This is a genomic window from Streptomyces sp. NPDC020422, assembly GCF_044386705.1.
Lineage (GTDB): Bacteria > Actinomycetota > Actinomycetes > Streptomycetales > Streptomycetaceae > Streptomyces.
This window is the reverse complement of the sequence record NZ_JBIRVJ010000011.1, coordinates 98,459-112,342: the sequence shown is the minus strand read 5'-3', so window position 1 is coordinate 112,342 and position 13,884 is coordinate 98,459. Positions and strand designations below refer to the sequence as shown.

The following is a 13,884-nucleotide window of genomic DNA, read 5'->3' as shown; positions in this document are numbered from 1 at the left end:
TGTGACCCGCATGTGTGTACCACGCACGGTGGTGGCCCGTGAACCATGCGGGTCACGTCGCCTCAAGCGGCGCAAGGGGTCAGGAGACCAGCTCGGCCGTCAGCGTGATCGTCGTGCCCGTCAGCGCCTGGCTCACCGGGCAGTTCTTCTTGGCGTCCTCGGCGAGCTCCTGGAACTCGTCCGCCCCGAGGCCGGGCACGGTACCGCGCACCGTCAGGTGGATGCCGGTGATGCCCTCGCCCGGCTGGAAGGTGACGTCGGCCTTGGTCTCCAGGCGCTCCGGCGGGTTGCCTGCCTTGGCCAGCCCGTTGGAGAAGGCCATCGAGAAGCAGGACGAGTGGGCGGCGGCGATCAGCTCCTCGGGGCTGGTCCTGCCGTTCGGCTCCTCGGCGCGGGCCGGCCAGGAGACCTCGTATGTGCCGAGGCCGGAGGAGTCGAGGCTGACGACGCCCTTCCCCTTGAGGAGGTCGCCCTCCCAGACGGTGTGGGCGTGACGCACGGTGGCCATGTCGTTTCCCTTTCGGTGGGGTATGGCCCCCAAGCTACTGCGCGGCCAGCCCCTTGGCGTCCCGGGCGAGCGCGGTGAGGCGGGAGATCGCCCGGAAGTACTTCTTCTTGTACCCGCCGTTCAGCATCTCGTCGCTGAACAGCTTGTCGAAGGGCATGCCGGAGGCGAGCACCGGTATCTCGCGGTCGTAGAGGCGGTCGGCGAGGACCACGAGCCGCAGCGCGGTCGACTGGTCGGGCACCGGGCGCACATCGGTGAGGCAGACGGCCGCCAGGTCGTCGGTCAGCGCGCCGTAGCGGCTCGGGTGCACCCTCGCCAGGTGCTCCAGCAGGTGCGGGAAGTCGTCGAGCGAGGCGCCCGGGGTCGCGTACGCGGCCTTCGTGACGACCTCGTCGGAGTACGGCGCGGGGGCCTCGGGCAGGCCGCGGTGGCGGTAGTCCTCGCCGTCGATGCGCAGCGGCCGGAAGTGCGCCGACAGGCCCTGGATCTCGCGCAGGAAGTCGGCGGCGGCGAACCGGCCCTCGCCCAGCTTGCCCGGCAGGGTGTTCGAGGTGGCGGCGAGCGCCACGCCCGCCTCGACGAGCTTGCCGAGGAGCGAGGAGACGAGGACGGTGTCGCCCGGGTCGTCCAGCTCGAACTCGTCGATGCACAGCAGCCGGTGCCCGCTGAGGGTCTGCACGGTCTGCTGGAAGCCGAGGGCGCCCACCAGGTTGGTCAGCTCCACGAAGGTGCCGAAGGCCTTGAGCGAGGGCTCGGCCGGGGTGGCGTGCCACAGCGAGGCCAGCAGGTGGGTCTTGCCGACGCCGTAGCCGCCGTCGAGGTAGATCCCGCGCGGGCCGGCCGGGGCCGCGGGCTTCTTCGAGAACCAGCGGCGCTTGCCCGAGCCGGAGGCGTGGGCGCCGCCGAGGCCCTCGGCGAAGGAGGAGAGGACCTTGACCGCGTCGATCTGACTGGGCTGGTTGGGGTCCGGGATGTACGTGTCGAAGCGCACCGAGTCGAACCGGGGCGGCGGCACCATCTCCGCCACGAGCCGGTCGGCGGGGACATGCGGCTCCCGGGAGCAGAGCGAGAGCGGGGCGGCTTCGGTGGAAGCCGCTTCGGTTATGGCACGGGTCGACACAGTTCCCCACTGTAAGCGCCATGTCAGACTGCGAGGATGCGACGCCTGTTCCCTGTGACGGACATGACAGCCACCGACCATGCCGCCGGCATGACCGCCGCCTCGGACCGGGAGTGGTCCCTCGACGAGCTCGCCGATGCCTACGCGTACCCCGCGGAGGCGGCCTCCGGTCCCTGGCTGCGGGCCAACATGGTCTCCTCGCTCGACGGGGCCGGCCAGCACGACGGGCGCTCCCAGCCGCTGTCCTCCGACACCGACATGCGGATCTTCGGCACCCTGCGGGGACTGGCCGACGTGGTCGTCGTCGGCGCGGAGACCGTACGGCTGGAGGGCTACCGCCCGGCCCGGGCGCGGGAGGCCTTCGCGGAGCGGCGGGCGGCGGCGGGGCAGGGGCCCGCGCCGGTGATCGCCGTCGTGACCGCCTCGCTCGACCTGGACTTCTCGCTTCCGCTCTTCACCGAGCCGCTGGTGCCGACCCTGGTCCTGACCGGCGCCCAGGCGCCCGCCGAGCGGGTCGAGGCGGCCCGGCGGGCCGGGGCGGAGGTGCTGTTCGCGGGCGAGGGGCGCGGGGTCGAGCCCGCGCGGGCCGTCGCGGAGCTCGGCGAGCGCGGTCTGCGGCGCCAGCTGACCGAGGGCGGGCCCAGGCTGCTGGGGCAGTTCGTGGCCGCCGGGGCGCTGGACGAGCTGTGCCTGAGCGTCTCGCCGACGATGACGGCGGGGACCGCGCAGCGGATCGCCCAAGGCCCTTCCGTGGAGGTTCCGCGACGCTTCGCCGTGGCGTCGGTGCTGGAGCAGGACGGCTTCCTCTTCACCCGCTACCGTCGGATCTGACAATCGGCGGAATTTGTCGTTCCGCTTTGCTTCCGCTGGGCACACTTACTCACGCAGTCCCCGTGCGGGCACGGGGAAGGATGGTTTCCGCAGAAGGGCTCCTGAGGTGTTCACAAGCGTTCTGATGATCGAGAAGCCCCTGACGGCCGTCGACGTGGACTTCGTCACCACCCTGCACGGCGACGAGGGCGTCTCGTTCATCGTCCTGATGCAGCCGCGCGGTGACCAGGCCGATGTACTGCTGCGTGCCATCGACGACGTGGCGATGGGCGAACTGAAGGAGGCGGCGCACGAGGGCGACCAGCCGGAGGGCAAGGAGGCCCGCAGGCCGGCCGAGCAGGCCCTGGAGCACTCCCTCCGGGCACTGAGAGCCGCCGGCTGCGAGGCGGTCGGACAGGTGGTCGAGGACCACCCCCTCGACAAGATGAAGTCCGTCGTGGAGGAGGCCGGGGCCGACGAGGTGATCGTCCTGACCGCCCCGCACTACGTGGAGGAGTTCTTCCACCGCGACTGGGCCTCCCGGGCCCGCCACAAGGTCGGCGTACCCGTCCTGAAGCTGTTCGCGCACAGCGAGTAGCGGCGCGGTCCCGGCCGGGCCGCCCGGGCGTCATGCGCCGGGCGGCCCGCCCCGAAGCACTAGGCTGGGGGCTTCCAGAACAGACGCACCCAGGGGAGAGATCCGCATGGCACCCGCCATCCCTGCCGCCATGGAACGGCCGCACTTCATCGGCATCGGCGGTGCCGGAATGTCGGGCATCGCGAAGATCCTGGCCCAGCGCGGGGCCAAGGTCGCCGGCAGCGACGCCAAGGAGTCCGCGACCGCCGAGTCCCTGCGGGCCCTGGGCGCCACCGTGCACATCGGGCACGCCGCCGAGCACCTCGCCGACGACGCCTCCGCCGTCGTCGTCTCCAGCGCCATCCGCGCCGACAACCCCGAACTGGCCCGCGCCGCCGAGCTCGGCATCCCCGTCGTGCACCGCTCCGACGCGCTCGCCTCCCTCATGGACGGCCTGAGCGCCATCGCCGTCGCCGGCACGCACGGCAAGACGACCACCACCTCCATGCTGGCGGTCGCGCTCACCGAGCTCGGCCTCGACCCCTCGTACGCCATCGGCGGCGACCTCGCGGGCCCCGGCACCAACGCCCTGCACGGCGAGGGCCGCGTCTTCGTGGCCGAGGCGGACGAAAGCGACCGCAGCTTCCAGAAGTACGACCCCGAGGTCGCCATCGTCCTCAACGTCGAGCTGGACCACCACGCGAACTACGCCTCCATGGACGAGATCTACGAGTCCTTCGAGGCCTTCGCCGCCAAGATTCGCCCCGGCGGCACCCTGGTCGTCGGCGAGCACTCCGGCGCCCGCGAGCTGGCCCGCCGGGTCGCCGGCCGCGAGGGCCTGACGGTCGTCACCGTGGGCGAGTCCGACGACTCCGACGCACGCATCCTCAAGATCGTCCCGAACGGGATGAAGAGCGAGGTCACCGTCGCCCTCGACGGCACCGAGCACACCTTCACGGTCTCCGTGCCCGGCCGCCACTACGCGCACAACGCGGCCGCCGCCCTGGTCGCCGGCTCCCGCGTCGGCATCGACCCGGCCGAGCTCGCCCAGGCCCTCACCGCGTACACCGGGGTCGGCCGCCGCCTCCAGCTCAAGGGCGAGGCCGCGGGCGTCCAGGTCATCGACTCGTACGCGCACCACCCCACCGAGATGACCGCCGACCTGGAGGCCATGCGCGGCGCCGCCGGGGCCTCCCGGCTCCTGGTCGTCTTCCAGCCGCACCTCTTCTCCCGCACCCAGGAGCTGGGCCGCGAGATGGGCGAGGCCCTCGCGCTGGCCGACGGCTCCGTGGTCCTGGACATCTACCCGGCCCGCGAGGACCCGATCCCCGGCATCACCAGCGAGCTGATCATCGACGCGGCGCGCGCCGCCGGCGCCGACGTCACGCCGGTCCACGACAAGGGCGCGGTGCCGGAGGTGATCGCGGGAATGGCGAAGCCCGGCGACCTGGTTCTCACCATGGGCGCGGGCGACGTGACCGACCTGGGCCCGAGGATCCTGGACCGCCTGGACGAGTCGGCGAAGTAGCAGAGGGAGCGAGCTCATGGCGTACGAGGTCGAGAAGACGGACGAGGAATGGCAGGCCGAGCTGACTCCGTCGGAGTACCAGGTGCTCCGGCTCGCCGGCACCGAGCCCGCCTTCCGCGGTGAGTACACGGACACGAAGACCAAGGGCGTCTACTCCTGCCGGGCCTGCGGCGCCGAGCTCTTCACGTCCACCGAGAAGTTCGAGTCGCACTGCGGCTGGCCGTCCTTCTACGACCCGAAGGACAGCTCCGCCGTCGAGCTGGTCGCCGACACCTCCCACGGCATGATCCGCACCGAGGTGCGCTGCGCCCGCTGCGGCTCGCACCTGGGGCATGTCTTCGAGGGCGAGGGCTACCCGACCCCGACCGACCAGCGGTACTGCATCAACTCGATCTCGCTGAGGCTGGAGCCCGCGGAGCCGACGGAGAACTGAGGCAGCTGGGAGAGGGCCCCCGGAAGGGGGCCCTTTCGCGTACCCGCCCCCGCTTCACGCGCAGTCCGGGCACAGCCCCCGGTACGTCACCTCCACCGCCGTCACCGTGAAGCCGAAGCGCTCGCCGTCCGCGAGGCCCGTCAGCGGGTCGCCGTCCGGCCGCACGTCACGGACCGCGCCGCAGCCCGAGCACACCAGGTGCTGGTGGGCCTCGTGGGCGTTGGGGTCGTAGCGCTTGGCGCGGCCGACGCTGGAGACCTCCAGGACCTCGCCGAGCGCCACGAGCTCGCCCAGCGTGTTGTACACGGTCGCGCGGGAGATCTCCGGCAGTCTCGCCGTGGCGCGTGCCAGCACCTCGTCGGCGGTGAGGTGGATGTGCTCCCCGGAGAGGACCTCGGCGACCACCCGGCGCTGTGCGGTCATCCGCCAGCCGCGTCGGCGGAGCCGCTCCAGAAGGTTGCTCATGGTCACCAGCCCTTGCAGCGCGATGTCAGCGCGAGTCAGCGCCGGTGCGGCGCGAGTAATCCGTACGAGTCCGGCTGTCGTATTGACTTGGACTCTGTCCACCATAGGATCGACTCCAGTAGTAGCCAAGAGGGTGCGCGCCGGTCACACCGACGCCTCAGCAGTTCCCGAGCTCCGTGATCCGAATGGTTCGGAAGGAAAGACCGATGTCTGAGCAGAAGCACGATCCGCTTGTCACCGAGGACGAGGCGGCCGCGGAGGGCAAGAGCGGCGGCTGCCCGGTCGTCCACGGCCGCGCCGCGCACCCCACGCAGGGCGGTGGCAACCGCCAGTGGTGGCCGGACCGGCTCAACCTGAAGATCCTCGCCAAGAACCCCGCCGTGGCGAACCCCCTCGGTGAGGAGTTCGACTACGCCGAGGCGTTCAACGCGCTCGACCTGGCCGCCGTCAAGCAGGACATCGCCGAGGTGCTCACCACCTCGCAGGAGTGGTGGCCCGCCGACTTCGGCAACTACGGCCCGCTCATGATCCGGATGGCCTGGCACAGCGCGGGCACGTACCGCATCAGCGACGGCCGCGGTGGCGCCGGCGGCGGTCAGCAGCGCTTCGCCCCGCTGAACAGCTGGCCGGACAACGCGAGCCTGGACAAGGCCCGCCGACTGCTGTGGCCGGTCAAGAAGAAGTACGGCAAGGCCATCTCGTGGGCCGACCTGATGATCCTCACCGGCAACGTCGCCCTGGAGACCATGGGCTTCGAGACCTTCGGCTTCGGCGGCGGCCGCGTCGACGAGTGGGAGCCGGACGAGGACGTCTACTGGGGCCCCGAGACGGAGTGGCTCGGCGACGAGCGCTACTCCGGCGACCGCGAGCTGGAGAACCCGCTCGCCGCCGTCCAGATGGGCCTCATCTACGTCAACCCCGAGGGCCCCAACGGCAACCCGGACCCGATCGCGGCCGCCCGCGACATCCGCGAGACCTTCGGGCGCATGGCGATGAACGACGAGGAGACCGTCGCCCTCATCGCCGGTGGCCACACCTTCGGCAAGACGCACGGCGCCGGCCCCGCGGACCACGTGGGCGCCGACCCGGAGGCCGCGCCGATCGAGCAGCTCGGCCTCGGCTGGAAGAGCTCCTACGGCACGGGCTCCGGCAAGGACGCGATCACGTCCGGCCTCGAGGTCACCTGGACCGAGACGCCCACCCAGTGGGGCAACGGGTTCTTCAAGAACCTCTTCGAGTACGAGTACGAGCTCACCAAGAGCCCGGCGGGCGCCCACCAGTGGGTCGCGAAGAACGCCGAGGCGGTCATCCCCGACGCCTTCGACGCGGCGAAGAAGCACCTGCCGACGATGCTCACCACCGACCTCGCGCTGCGCTTCGACCCGGTCTACGAGCCGATCTCGCGCCGCTTCTACGAGAACCCGGACCAGTTCGCGGACGCCTTCGCCCGCGCCTGGTACAAGCTCACCCACCGCGACATGGGCCCCGTCGTGCGCTACCTCGGCCCGGAGGTCCCGAGCGAGGAGCTGCTCTGGCAGGACCCGCTGCCGGCGCGCCAGGGCGAGCCGATCGACGCCGCGGACATCGCCTCCCTCAAGGAGAAGATCCTCGGCTCCGACCTGACGGTGACCCAGCTGGTCTCCGCCGCCTGGGCCGCCGCCTCCTCCTTCCGCGGCAGCGACAAGCGCGGTGGCGCCAACGGCGGTCGCATCCGCCTGGAGCCGCAGAACGGCTGGGAGGTCAACAACCCGGACGAGCTGGCCCAGGTGCTCCGCGTCCTGGAGGGCGTCCAGAAGTCCTTCAACGAGGCCGGCGGCAAGCAGGTCTCGATCGCCGACCTCGTGGTCCTCGCGGGCAGCGCCGCCGTCGAGAAGGCCGCCAAGGACGCCGGCTTCGCGGTCGAGGTCCCCTTCTCGGCGGGCCGCGTCGACGCCTCCCAGGAGCAGACGGACGTCGAGTCCTTCGCCGCCCTGGAGCCGACCGCGGACGGCTTCCGCAACTACCTCGGCAAGGGCCACCGCCTCCCCGCCGAGTACCTGCTCGTCGACCGGGCGAACCTGCTCACCCTGTCCGCCCCGGAGATGACGGTCCTCGTCGGCGGTCTGCGCGTCCTGGGCATCACCCAGCCGCAGTCCTCGCTCGGCGTCCTCACCGAGACCCCGGGCAAGCTGACGAACGACTTCTTCGTCAACCTGCTCGACCTGGACACCGTCTGGCAGTCCACCTCCGACGACCAGACCACGTTCGAGGCCCGTGACGCCTCCGGCGCGGTCAAGTGGACCGGCACCCGCGCCGACCTGGTCTTCGGCGCCAACGCCGAGCTGCGCGCCGTCGCCGAGGTGTACGCCTCCGACGACGCCAAGGAGAAGTTCGTGAAGGACTTCGTCGCGGCCTGGGCGAAGGTCATGGACCTGGACCGGTTCGACCTGCGCTGACCTCCCAGGTCACGGCAGGCACTCCTGTCACAGCTGCCCCGCCGCTGGCAGAATGGCATCTCCCCTCCCCGGACAGCCCGTTCGGGGAGGGCGGGACCAACGACCAGGGGTGGGGCACGTGGCTGTCACGCGCAGACTGTTCATGGGCGGCTTCACGGCGGGTGCCGTGACCGTCGCCGTCGGGGCGACCGGGGGCGAGGCCGCCGCGGCGGAGACCGCGGGGACGGTGACGCCCTTCGCGGGCGAGGTCCACGCCGACCGCTTCACCACCGACTCGGCCGGCAACTCGGCCTTCCTCAAGACCACCTCCGCCACCGAGCACACGGCAACCCTCTACCAGGCCGGCACCAGCGGCACCGGCGTCGCCCTCAACGTCGTCTCGGACAACCCCGGCACCTCCGCGATGTACCTGTCCGGCACGGAGACCGGCCGCGGCACCCTGAAGATCGCGCACCGCGGCTACACCGACGCCTCGGACGCCAACGCCGCCGCCCTCTCGATCGACCTCCAGACGCCCGGGGCCACCGACCCCGCCAAGCCCGGCACGGCCGCCCAGGGCATCTACGTCACCGCGACCCACGGCCCGACCTCCGGCGCCCTCCTCGTCCTGCGCAACAACGCGGGCCTCGACGACCTCACGGTCAAGGGCACCGGCCTCATCGGCATCGGCATCGACCGCGGCGCCACCCCGCGCGCCCAGGTCCACATCGTCCAGCGCACCACGAAGCCGGGCCTCCTCGTCGACGGCACCGTGGAGATCGGCAACACCGCGACCCCGCCCACCGGCACGGTCTCCTCGGCCGGCGGCGGCACCCTCTACGCCCAGAACGGCGAACTGTGGTGGCGCGGCGCCGCGGGCACCCGTACCCGGCTCGCCCCGGCGTAGGGAAGGACGAGGAGATGGTGCAGCTCACCCCCGAGGAGCTGGTCGGCGAGTTCCAGGACGCCGTCGTCGAGCTCTACTTCGCCCGCAAGCGCATCGCCCACCTGGAGGCGGAGAACGCCGAACTCCGGGCACGGCTGGCCGAACCGGCCGCCGAGTAGCCCCTCAGCGCAGCCGGTCCGCCAGTTCCGCCAGCCAGCCGCCCGGGCCCAGCGGCTCGGGCGGGTCGACCTCCATGCCGAGCTCGCTGAGCGCCAGGGCCAGGTCGGACTCGTCCAGGGGGAGGGACAGCAGGTCGCGGAGCTCGCCGACCAGTTGGGCCACCAGGCCCGCGTCGGTGCCCGCGCGGTAGTCGGCGAGCGCCGCGTCGTGGTCGCCGAACTCCTCCGGCAGGTCCTGGCCGAACCAGCCGCCGAGGAGCTGGGCCAGCTCCGGGAAGCGGGCGCCCCACTCCCAGTGGGTGCGCGGAGTGGCCGGCGGCGGGGCCTGGCCGTTCTCGACGCTGGCCCTGAGCCGGTCCGCGAGGCCCCGCAGCCAGTCCTGGAGCTCGTCGTCGGGCACGCCCACGTCCGGCACCGGGTAGTACTCGCCGAGCCTCAGCCGCAGCCGGCCCGGCGGGTTCTGCGCGTACTCGCGCAGCTGGTGCTCGGCGATGCCGATCGCCCACGGCCGGGTGCGCCAGCAGTGCCGGAGGTACGCCTCCAGCGCCTCGGGGTCGTCGTGGCGCCGCCCGAGGTGGGCACGGACGACCTGGTCTAGCTCACCGTACTTCCGGTCGTGTTCGAGGGGCTTGAGGGGCATCGGCTGCGGCCTCCCTACAGGTCGATCGGGACGGTGGAGTGCACGGTGAAGCCGAGCGGGCTGGTCTCGCTGCGCCGCAGCACCACGCGCGCGGCGCGGACCTCGACGGCGGCGCGGCCCGCGAGGGCCATCGGGTCGGTGAGCACCCGCCCGACCGGCTCCGGGCGCGAGGGCCAGGCCGCCTCGATGACGAGCCGCTGCCGGGTGGACTGGGCGAGCCAGCGGTGGATCACCTGCTCGTTGCGGGTCACCACCTGCTGGGTGGCCCACTGGGCGGTCTCCCGGTCCGGGTAGGTCGCGGCGCGGTTGCGGCGCGCGGTCATTCAGTGCTCCCGCTGCATGTGGTCGTCGACGGTGGTCGTGATCGAGACGAGGGCCTCCCGGGTCGCCCAGGACAGCCGGGGCCGCAGCCCCTCCGGGCCGGGGAAGAGGACCCGGGCCCGCTGGGCCTCCGAGGCGTAGCCGGCGGCGAGCTCCGTGCAGAACGGGTGCTCGTTGCCGAGGAGGGTCCGCACGGCCTCGCCGACCGGGCCCGGCTCGTCCACGAGGATCGCGTCGAGACCGAAGAGAAGCGGAAAGGTCCGCAGGAATTCCCACCCTTCCAGGGGAAGTTCCGAGAATTCCGCCGCCCCGGCCCGGTCCTGCTCGCGCAGGGATTTCGCGAGGGTGCGGAGGAATTCCGCCGGATCCGTGTCGCCGGCGGCCCGGGCGGCCTTCTCCCGGAATGCGGCGGGCGCCTCGGCGAGCCCGTCGGCCGCCACATCGAGGGCTCCGGCCGCCGCGTACGCCGAACAGTTCCACTGCGCGAGCGCATCGCCCCGCACCAGGCGCACGTACCGCCTGAGCTCGGTGTCGAGGGAGAGGCGGCCGGCCGAGTCCCGTACCGACACGGCGAGGTCGAGGAGCCGGACCACCGGCCCGTCCGAGAACATGGCACACACCTCTCTCACGGTCCCTTGTGCGGCATGGCGGTGAGCACGATGAACGGCGGGTCGAGATCGTGCTTGTAGATGAGCCGCACCTGGACGAAGCTCTTGCCCTCGGCCTTGGCGTTCATGCCGTCGTTAGTGTAATCGTCACGCGACACGCTGCGCCCGACGTCCTGTCCCGGGAATTCCAGATAGAGCGGGGGCTGGATCTCGGATTTGTTGGGATCGTAGTTCGGGTTCGTCTGCATCTTCTTGCGGGTGCTGTCGATCCAGTCCGAGATCCGGTTCTCGTTCGCGTCGTCGCTGATCACGGCCTGCGTGTACTTCTGCGCCGAGGCCAGGTCGGTGAAGGAGGAGGCCGCGGGCGCCCCCGGCTGGTCGCGCAGCCGCATGCGCAGCTGGTCGTCGGTGAGCCCGACGTGCTTGTCGATCGGGTGGCTGTCGTACAGACCCTCCTGGCTCGCCAGGTCGATCGGGTAGTAGAAGTCGTCCTCGTTCTGCCCGGGCACCATGAACTTGTGCTCGTGCCGGAACTCGTTGAGCGAGCGCGCCCCGAAGGCCTGCGCCCTCGCCTGCTCGGACTGGTACGTGGGGACGGCCCTGTCGGCCTCCTCCAGGGCCGGTATCAGCTTGTCGAGCCGCTGCACCACCGCCTGGAGCTCGTTCTCGTACGTCGTGACGGCCCGGCTCATCGCGGCCTGGTCGATCTCCAGGGTGATGTTGATGCCGAGGTCGCGGCCGAGGGAGAGGATGCTCTTGCCGATCTTCTTGACGTCGCCCAGGTCGATGCCGTCCTTGATGTGCGGCAGCGCGTCCCAGACGGCCTTCTTCCAGATCCGCCACAGCTCGTGGCGCATCTTCGAGGCCGATTCGGCGAACGCCCGCAGGGCCTGGCTGACTTCCTGGGTGGTGTCGTGGAGCACCGACATGACCGGATGGCTGGCGCTGGTGGCGGCGGAGGTCCCGGCGCCGCCGGCATCGTGCTTCCACTCGTATCCGGCGGTGGACTGCCCCCAGGCCGTGGTGCCCCACAGGGAGCTGGTGAAGGTGCGCATGGCCGCCTGCCATTCGCCGTTGTTCGGGTCGGAGATGGAGCCGACGGCCTGGTTGAGCATGCCCTCGACCTCCCCGACCTTGAAGCCGGGCTGCAGCCAGGCGAGAGCCAGCTTGTCGATCTCCTGGTAGTCGGGCAGCGGCAGGATGTCGGCGGCCTTGCCCCAGCGGAAGACGTGGTGGAGCAGCTTGCGGACGACATCCATCGCCCAGTCGGGGACGCCTTCGAGCAGCCAGGAGATGAAGTTGCCCGAGTAGTCGTCCATGTCGCCCCACTTCAGATCCGTGATCCGGGAGTAGTGCGGCGGCGCGTCGGTGACGTGGGGGAGCGGGAACTGCTGCGGCTGGGCGGCGCCCGAGGGATGGCTCGCCGCCTCGGCCCGCGCGTAGTTGTTGGCGGTGACGACGAAGCCGGTGGCGACGCCTCCGATGCCGGCGACGGCCTTGGCCCACGTGTCGAGGAACTTGTTGCCGACCTTCACATAGGAGGCGGAGACGGCCCGGGCCGCCGGCCCGTACCCGCCGCAGTCCATGTACTCGGCGACGGCGTGGAGGAAGTCCCTGGCGCCCTTGTCCAGGTTGCCCTGCTGGAGGGCGACGGTCCCCGCCACCCCGTTCAACTGGGAGGGCGTGACGTCGAATCCGGCGCCCGGTGCGGTGGGCGCGGCGGGCGTCCCCATCAGGCCGCCCCCCAGCCGCGCAGCACCGCGCGGTGGGCGGCGCCGTAGTTGGCCTGGCCGTTGGTGACGACCTCGTGCAGCCACTTCTGGGCGGCCTGGAGGTCCTGCATCTGCCGGTCCCACTGGTCGAGTTCGTCGACGAAGGCGTCGCGGGCCTCGCCGTCCCAGGCGAGCACGACCTTCTCCGTGCGCTGGTAGAGCGTCTCCAGCTTGCTGTTGAGCTGCTTGAGGATGTCTTCGAGCTCGGTGGCGAGATCGCCGAGCGTGCCGAAGTCGACGCCTATGTGGTCGTCGGTCAAGAGAGCCCCCGTACTCCTTGGTGATGCGTGCTCAGATGTCCAGGATGCCGCTGCGCTGCCCGGCGGCCGGGGCCTCGGGCGACGCCTGGAGCTTGGCGGCCTCGGCCGCCGCGTCGACGGAGCTCTCCATCTTCCGCAGCCGCCGCAGGTTCTCCATCTCCTGCTCGGTGAAGCCGTCGCGGCTGAACCGCACGGCCTGTTCGAGGACGACGAGGATTTCGCGTATGCGTACGGCGTCCTCGGACGCGGCCCGGTGCAGCGACCGGTACGCCGCGCCGGTCTCGCCCTTCCAGCCGGCCTCGATCCGGTCGACGATGCCGTCCATCCGCCGTACCTGGCCGTCGATATGACGCTGCATCGCATCGAGATCGTCCGCGAGCCTCGTCAGATCCTCTTCCGAGGTCTTCAAGTGCGCGTCGATGGTCATGGCCCCCGCCTTCCGTCGCTACCGCAACCTTAGCAACGGGCTACGACAGGCGTTCGAGAGGCGGGGGCCACGGGGAAGAACCGGGTCGGGGGCGGGGAGGTCAGTGGGCGGACAGCCCGCCGTCGACGAACACCGCCTGCCCCGTGAGGTACGCGGAGGCCCGGCTCGCCAGGAACACGGCGGCCCCCTCGAAGTCCTCGGCGAGCCCGTTGCGCCCGACCATCGTCCGGGCGGCGAGCTCGGCGACCCTGGCCGGATCGGACGAGAGGCGCTCGTTCAGCGGCGTCATCACGAACCCGGGAACAAGGGTGTTGCAGGTGACGCCGTACGGGGACCACGCCTCGGCCTGCGAACGCGCCAGCGACTCGAGCGCGCCCTTCGACACCCCGTACGCCCCCGACTGCACGAACGCGCGGTGCGCCTGCTGCGAGGTCACATGGATGATCCGCCCGAACCCGCGCTCGGCCATCTTCGGCCCGAACCGCTGCCCGAGGAGGAACGGCGCCTCCAGATTGACCGCCATCGTCGTGTCCCAGACGTCCTCCGACAGCTCCGAGAGCGGCGGACGCAGGTTGATCCCGGCGGAGTTGACCAGGATGTCCGGCTCCCCGAACACCGCCACCGCCTCCTCCGCGGCGGCCTTCACCCCGTCCCGGCTGCCCAGGTCCCCGCTCACCCAGGCGGCCTCGGCCCCGACCGCGGTCAGCTCGTCGACGGCCGCCTTCAGCTCCGCCTCCCGCCGCGCCACGACCACCACGGACGCACCCGCCCGCGCGAGGGCCCGCGCGATGGCCTTGCCGATGCCGGAACTCCCGCCGGTGACGAGGGCGGTGCGGCCGGCGAGGGAGAACAGCTCGTCGAGGTAGGCCATCAGATCAGCCCGCCGTGACCGCACGTGGACCGGGCCGGGACGGGGGTGCTGCTCATGGTTCCTCG

Annotated in this window: 17 protein-coding genes; 7 read left to right on the top strand and 10 right to left on the bottom strand. The window is 71.5% G+C overall.

All coding sequences use genetic code 11. From position 1 onward, the window contains the following. Window positions 1–79 precede the first annotated feature (79 nt). Both ACH414_RS28270 and zapE read right to left on the bottom strand, forming a co-directional pair. A complete protein-coding gene (locus ACH414_RS28270; RefSeq protein WP_382545743.1) occupies window positions 80–508 on the bottom strand; it encodes an OsmC family protein in 429 nt (142 codons plus the stop codon). Between the two features lie 34 nt (window positions 509–542). After that, the gene (gene zapE / locus ACH414_RS28265) at window positions 543–1,628 is read right to left on the bottom strand and encodes a cell division protein ZapE (RefSeq protein WP_382545746.1); all 1,086 of its coding nucleotides are present in this window, start codon (window positions 1,626–1,628) and stop codon (window positions 543–545) included. Between the two features lie 36 nt (window positions 1,629–1,664). Here zapE and ACH414_RS28260 point away from each other — a divergent pair, with 36 nt between their 5' ends. The 4 genes from ACH414_RS28260 (at window position 1,665) to msrB (ending at window position 4,976) form a co-directional block, all read left to right on the top strand. After that, the gene (locus ACH414_RS28260; RefSeq protein WP_382545749.1) at window positions 1,665–2,459 is read left to right on the top strand and encodes a pyrimidine reductase family protein; all 795 of its coding nucleotides are present in this window, start codon (window positions 1,665–1,667) and stop codon (window positions 2,457–2,459) included. Between the two features lie 106 nt (window positions 2,460–2,565). Beyond that, a complete protein-coding gene (locus ACH414_RS28255; protein ID WP_382545752.1) occupies window positions 2,566–3,036 on the top strand; it encodes an indole-3-glycerol phosphate synthase in 471 nt (156 codons plus the stop codon). 106 nt (window positions 3,037–3,142) lie between these two features. After that, the gene (gene murC / locus ACH414_RS28250; RefSeq protein WP_398943864.1) at window positions 3,143–4,543 is read left to right on the top strand and encodes a UDP-N-acetylmuramate--L-alanine ligase; all 1,401 of its coding nucleotides are present in this window, start codon (window positions 3,143–3,145) and stop codon (window positions 4,541–4,543) included. Window positions 4,544–4,559: 16 nt separating this feature from the next. After that, on the top strand, window positions 4,560–4,976 hold the full coding sequence (gene msrB / locus ACH414_RS28245) for a peptide-methionine (R)-S-oxide reductase MsrB (protein WP_398943862.1): 417 nt from the start codon (window positions 4,560–4,562) through the stop codon (window positions 4,974–4,976). 54 nt (window positions 4,977–5,030) lie between these two features. Here the strand turns inward: msrB and ACH414_RS28240 are convergent, their stop codons facing one another. Beyond that, complete coding sequence (locus ACH414_RS28240; protein WP_382545760.1) at window positions 5,031–5,441, bottom strand: Fur family transcriptional regulator; 411 nt, start codon at window positions 5,439–5,441, stop codon at window positions 5,031–5,033. A 206-nt stretch (window positions 5,442–5,647) separates the two neighbouring features. On the opposite strand from ACH414_RS28240, the gene katG reads away from it, so the two are divergent. From katG to ACH414_RS28225, 3 genes are all read left to right on the top strand, one after another. After that, the gene (gene katG / locus ACH414_RS28235; RefSeq protein ID WP_386567380.1) at window positions 5,648–7,876 is read left to right on the top strand and encodes a catalase/peroxidase HPI; all 2,229 of its coding nucleotides are present in this window, start codon (window positions 5,648–5,650) and stop codon (window positions 7,874–7,876) included. Window positions 7,877–7,994: 118 nt separating this feature from the next. Then, the gene (locus tag ACH414_RS28230) at window positions 7,995–8,762 is read left to right on the top strand and encodes a hyaluronoglucosaminidase (protein ID WP_382545766.1); all 768 of its coding nucleotides are present in this window, start codon (window positions 7,995–7,997) and stop codon (window positions 8,760–8,762) included. 14 nt (window positions 8,763–8,776) lie between these two features. Continuing rightward, window positions 8,777–8,920: a hypothetical protein gene (locus tag ACH414_RS28225; protein ID WP_382545768.1), complete on the top strand. Its 144-nt coding sequence runs from the start codon at window positions 8,777–8,779 to the stop codon at window positions 8,918–8,920. 4 nt (window positions 8,921–8,924) lie between these two features. On the opposite strand, the gene ACH414_RS28220 is transcribed toward ACH414_RS28225, so the two are convergent. From ACH414_RS28220 to ACH414_RS28190, 7 genes are all read right to left on the bottom strand, one after another. Beyond that, window positions 8,925–9,560 (bottom strand): contact-dependent growth inhibition system immunity protein, encoded by a 636-nt coding sequence (locus tag ACH414_RS28220; RefSeq protein WP_382545771.1) that lies wholly within the window; start codon window positions 9,558–9,560, stop codon window positions 8,925–8,927. 14 nt (window positions 9,561–9,574) lie between these two features. Continuing rightward, on the bottom strand, window positions 9,575–9,883 hold the full coding sequence (locus ACH414_RS28215) for an RNase A-like domain-containing protein (protein WP_382545774.1): 309 nt from the start codon (window positions 9,881–9,883) through the stop codon (window positions 9,575–9,577). After that, window positions 9,884–10,492: a hypothetical protein gene (locus tag ACH414_RS28210; RefSeq protein ID WP_398943858.1), complete on the bottom strand. Its 609-nt coding sequence runs from the start codon at window positions 10,490–10,492 to the stop codon at window positions 9,884–9,886. Window positions 10,493–10,506: 14 nt separating this feature from the next. Continuing rightward, window positions 10,507–12,222 carry an RNase A-like domain-containing protein gene (locus ACH414_RS28205; protein ID WP_398943856.1) on the bottom strand — a complete coding sequence of 572 codons (1,716 nt, stop codon included), beginning with the start codon at window positions 12,220–12,222 and terminating at the stop codon, window positions 10,507–10,509. Beyond that, a complete protein-coding gene (locus ACH414_RS28200) occupies window positions 12,222–12,521 on the bottom strand; it encodes a WXG100 family type VII secretion target (protein ID WP_382545783.1) in 300 nt (99 codons plus the stop codon). The genes ACH414_RS28205 and ACH414_RS28200 overlap by 1 nt, the downstream gene beginning before the upstream one ends. 31 nt (window positions 12,522–12,552) lie before the next feature. Beyond that, window positions 12,553–12,948 carry a WXG100 family type VII secretion target gene (locus ACH414_RS28195; RefSeq protein WP_398943854.1) on the bottom strand — a complete coding sequence of 132 codons (396 nt, stop codon included), beginning with the start codon at window positions 12,946–12,948 and terminating at the stop codon, window positions 12,553–12,555. Between the two features lie 100 nt (window positions 12,949–13,048). Next, window positions 13,049–13,819: an SDR family NAD(P)-dependent oxidoreductase gene (locus ACH414_RS28190; RefSeq protein WP_398943852.1), complete on the bottom strand. Its 771-nt coding sequence runs from the start codon at window positions 13,817–13,819 to the stop codon at window positions 13,049–13,051. Window positions 13,820–13,884 lie beyond the last annotated feature (65 nt).

Bases quoted from the DNA above. Each gene is read 5' to 3' on its own strand.
- ACH414_RS28270 (WP_382545743.1), bottom strand. From the start codon at position 508: ATGGCCACCGTGCGTCACGCCCACACCGTCTGGGAGGGCGACCTCCTC.
- ACH414_RS28260 (WP_382545749.1), top strand. From the start codon at position 1,665: ATGCGACGCCTGTTCCCTGTGACGGACATGACAGCCACCGACCATGCC.
- murC (WP_398943864.1), top strand. From the start codon at position 3,143: ATGGCACCCGCCATCCCTGCCGCCATGGAACGGCCGCACTTCATCGGC.
- msrB (WP_398943862.1), top strand. From the start codon at position 4,560: ATGGCGTACGAGGTCGAGAAGACGGACGAGGAATGGCAGGCCGAGCTG.
- ACH414_RS28240 (WP_382545760.1), bottom strand. From the start codon at position 5,441: ATGAGCAACCTTCTGGAGCGGCTCCGCCGACGCGGCTGGCGGATGACC.
- katG (WP_386567380.1), top strand. From the start codon at position 5,648: ATGTCTGAGCAGAAGCACGATCCGCTTGTCACCGAGGACGAGGCGGCC.
- ACH414_RS28225 (WP_382545768.1), top strand. From the start codon at position 8,777: ATGGTGCAGCTCACCCCCGAGGAGCTGGTCGGCGAGTTCCAGGACGCC.
- ACH414_RS28220 (WP_382545771.1), bottom strand. From the start codon at position 9,560: ATGCCCCTCAAGCCCCTCGAACACGACCGGAAGTACGGTGAGCTAGAC.
- ACH414_RS28215 (WP_382545774.1), bottom strand. From the start codon at position 9,883: ATGACCGCGCGCCGCAACCGCGCCGCGACCTACCCGGACCGGGAGACC.
- ACH414_RS28210 (WP_398943858.1), bottom strand. From the start codon at position 10,492: ATGTTCTCGGACGGGCCGGTGGTCCGGCTCCTCGACCTCGCCGTGTCG.
- ACH414_RS28205 (WP_398943856.1), bottom strand. From the start codon at position 12,222: ATGGGGACGCCCGCCGCGCCCACCGCACCGGGCGCCGGATTCGACGTC.
- ACH414_RS28195 (WP_398943854.1), bottom strand. From the start codon at position 12,948: ATGACCATCGACGCGCACTTGAAGACCTCGGAAGAGGATCTGACGAGG.
- ACH414_RS28190 (WP_398943852.1), bottom strand. From the start codon at position 13,819: ATGGCCTACCTCGACGAGCTGTTCTCCCTCGCCGGCCGCACCGCCCTC.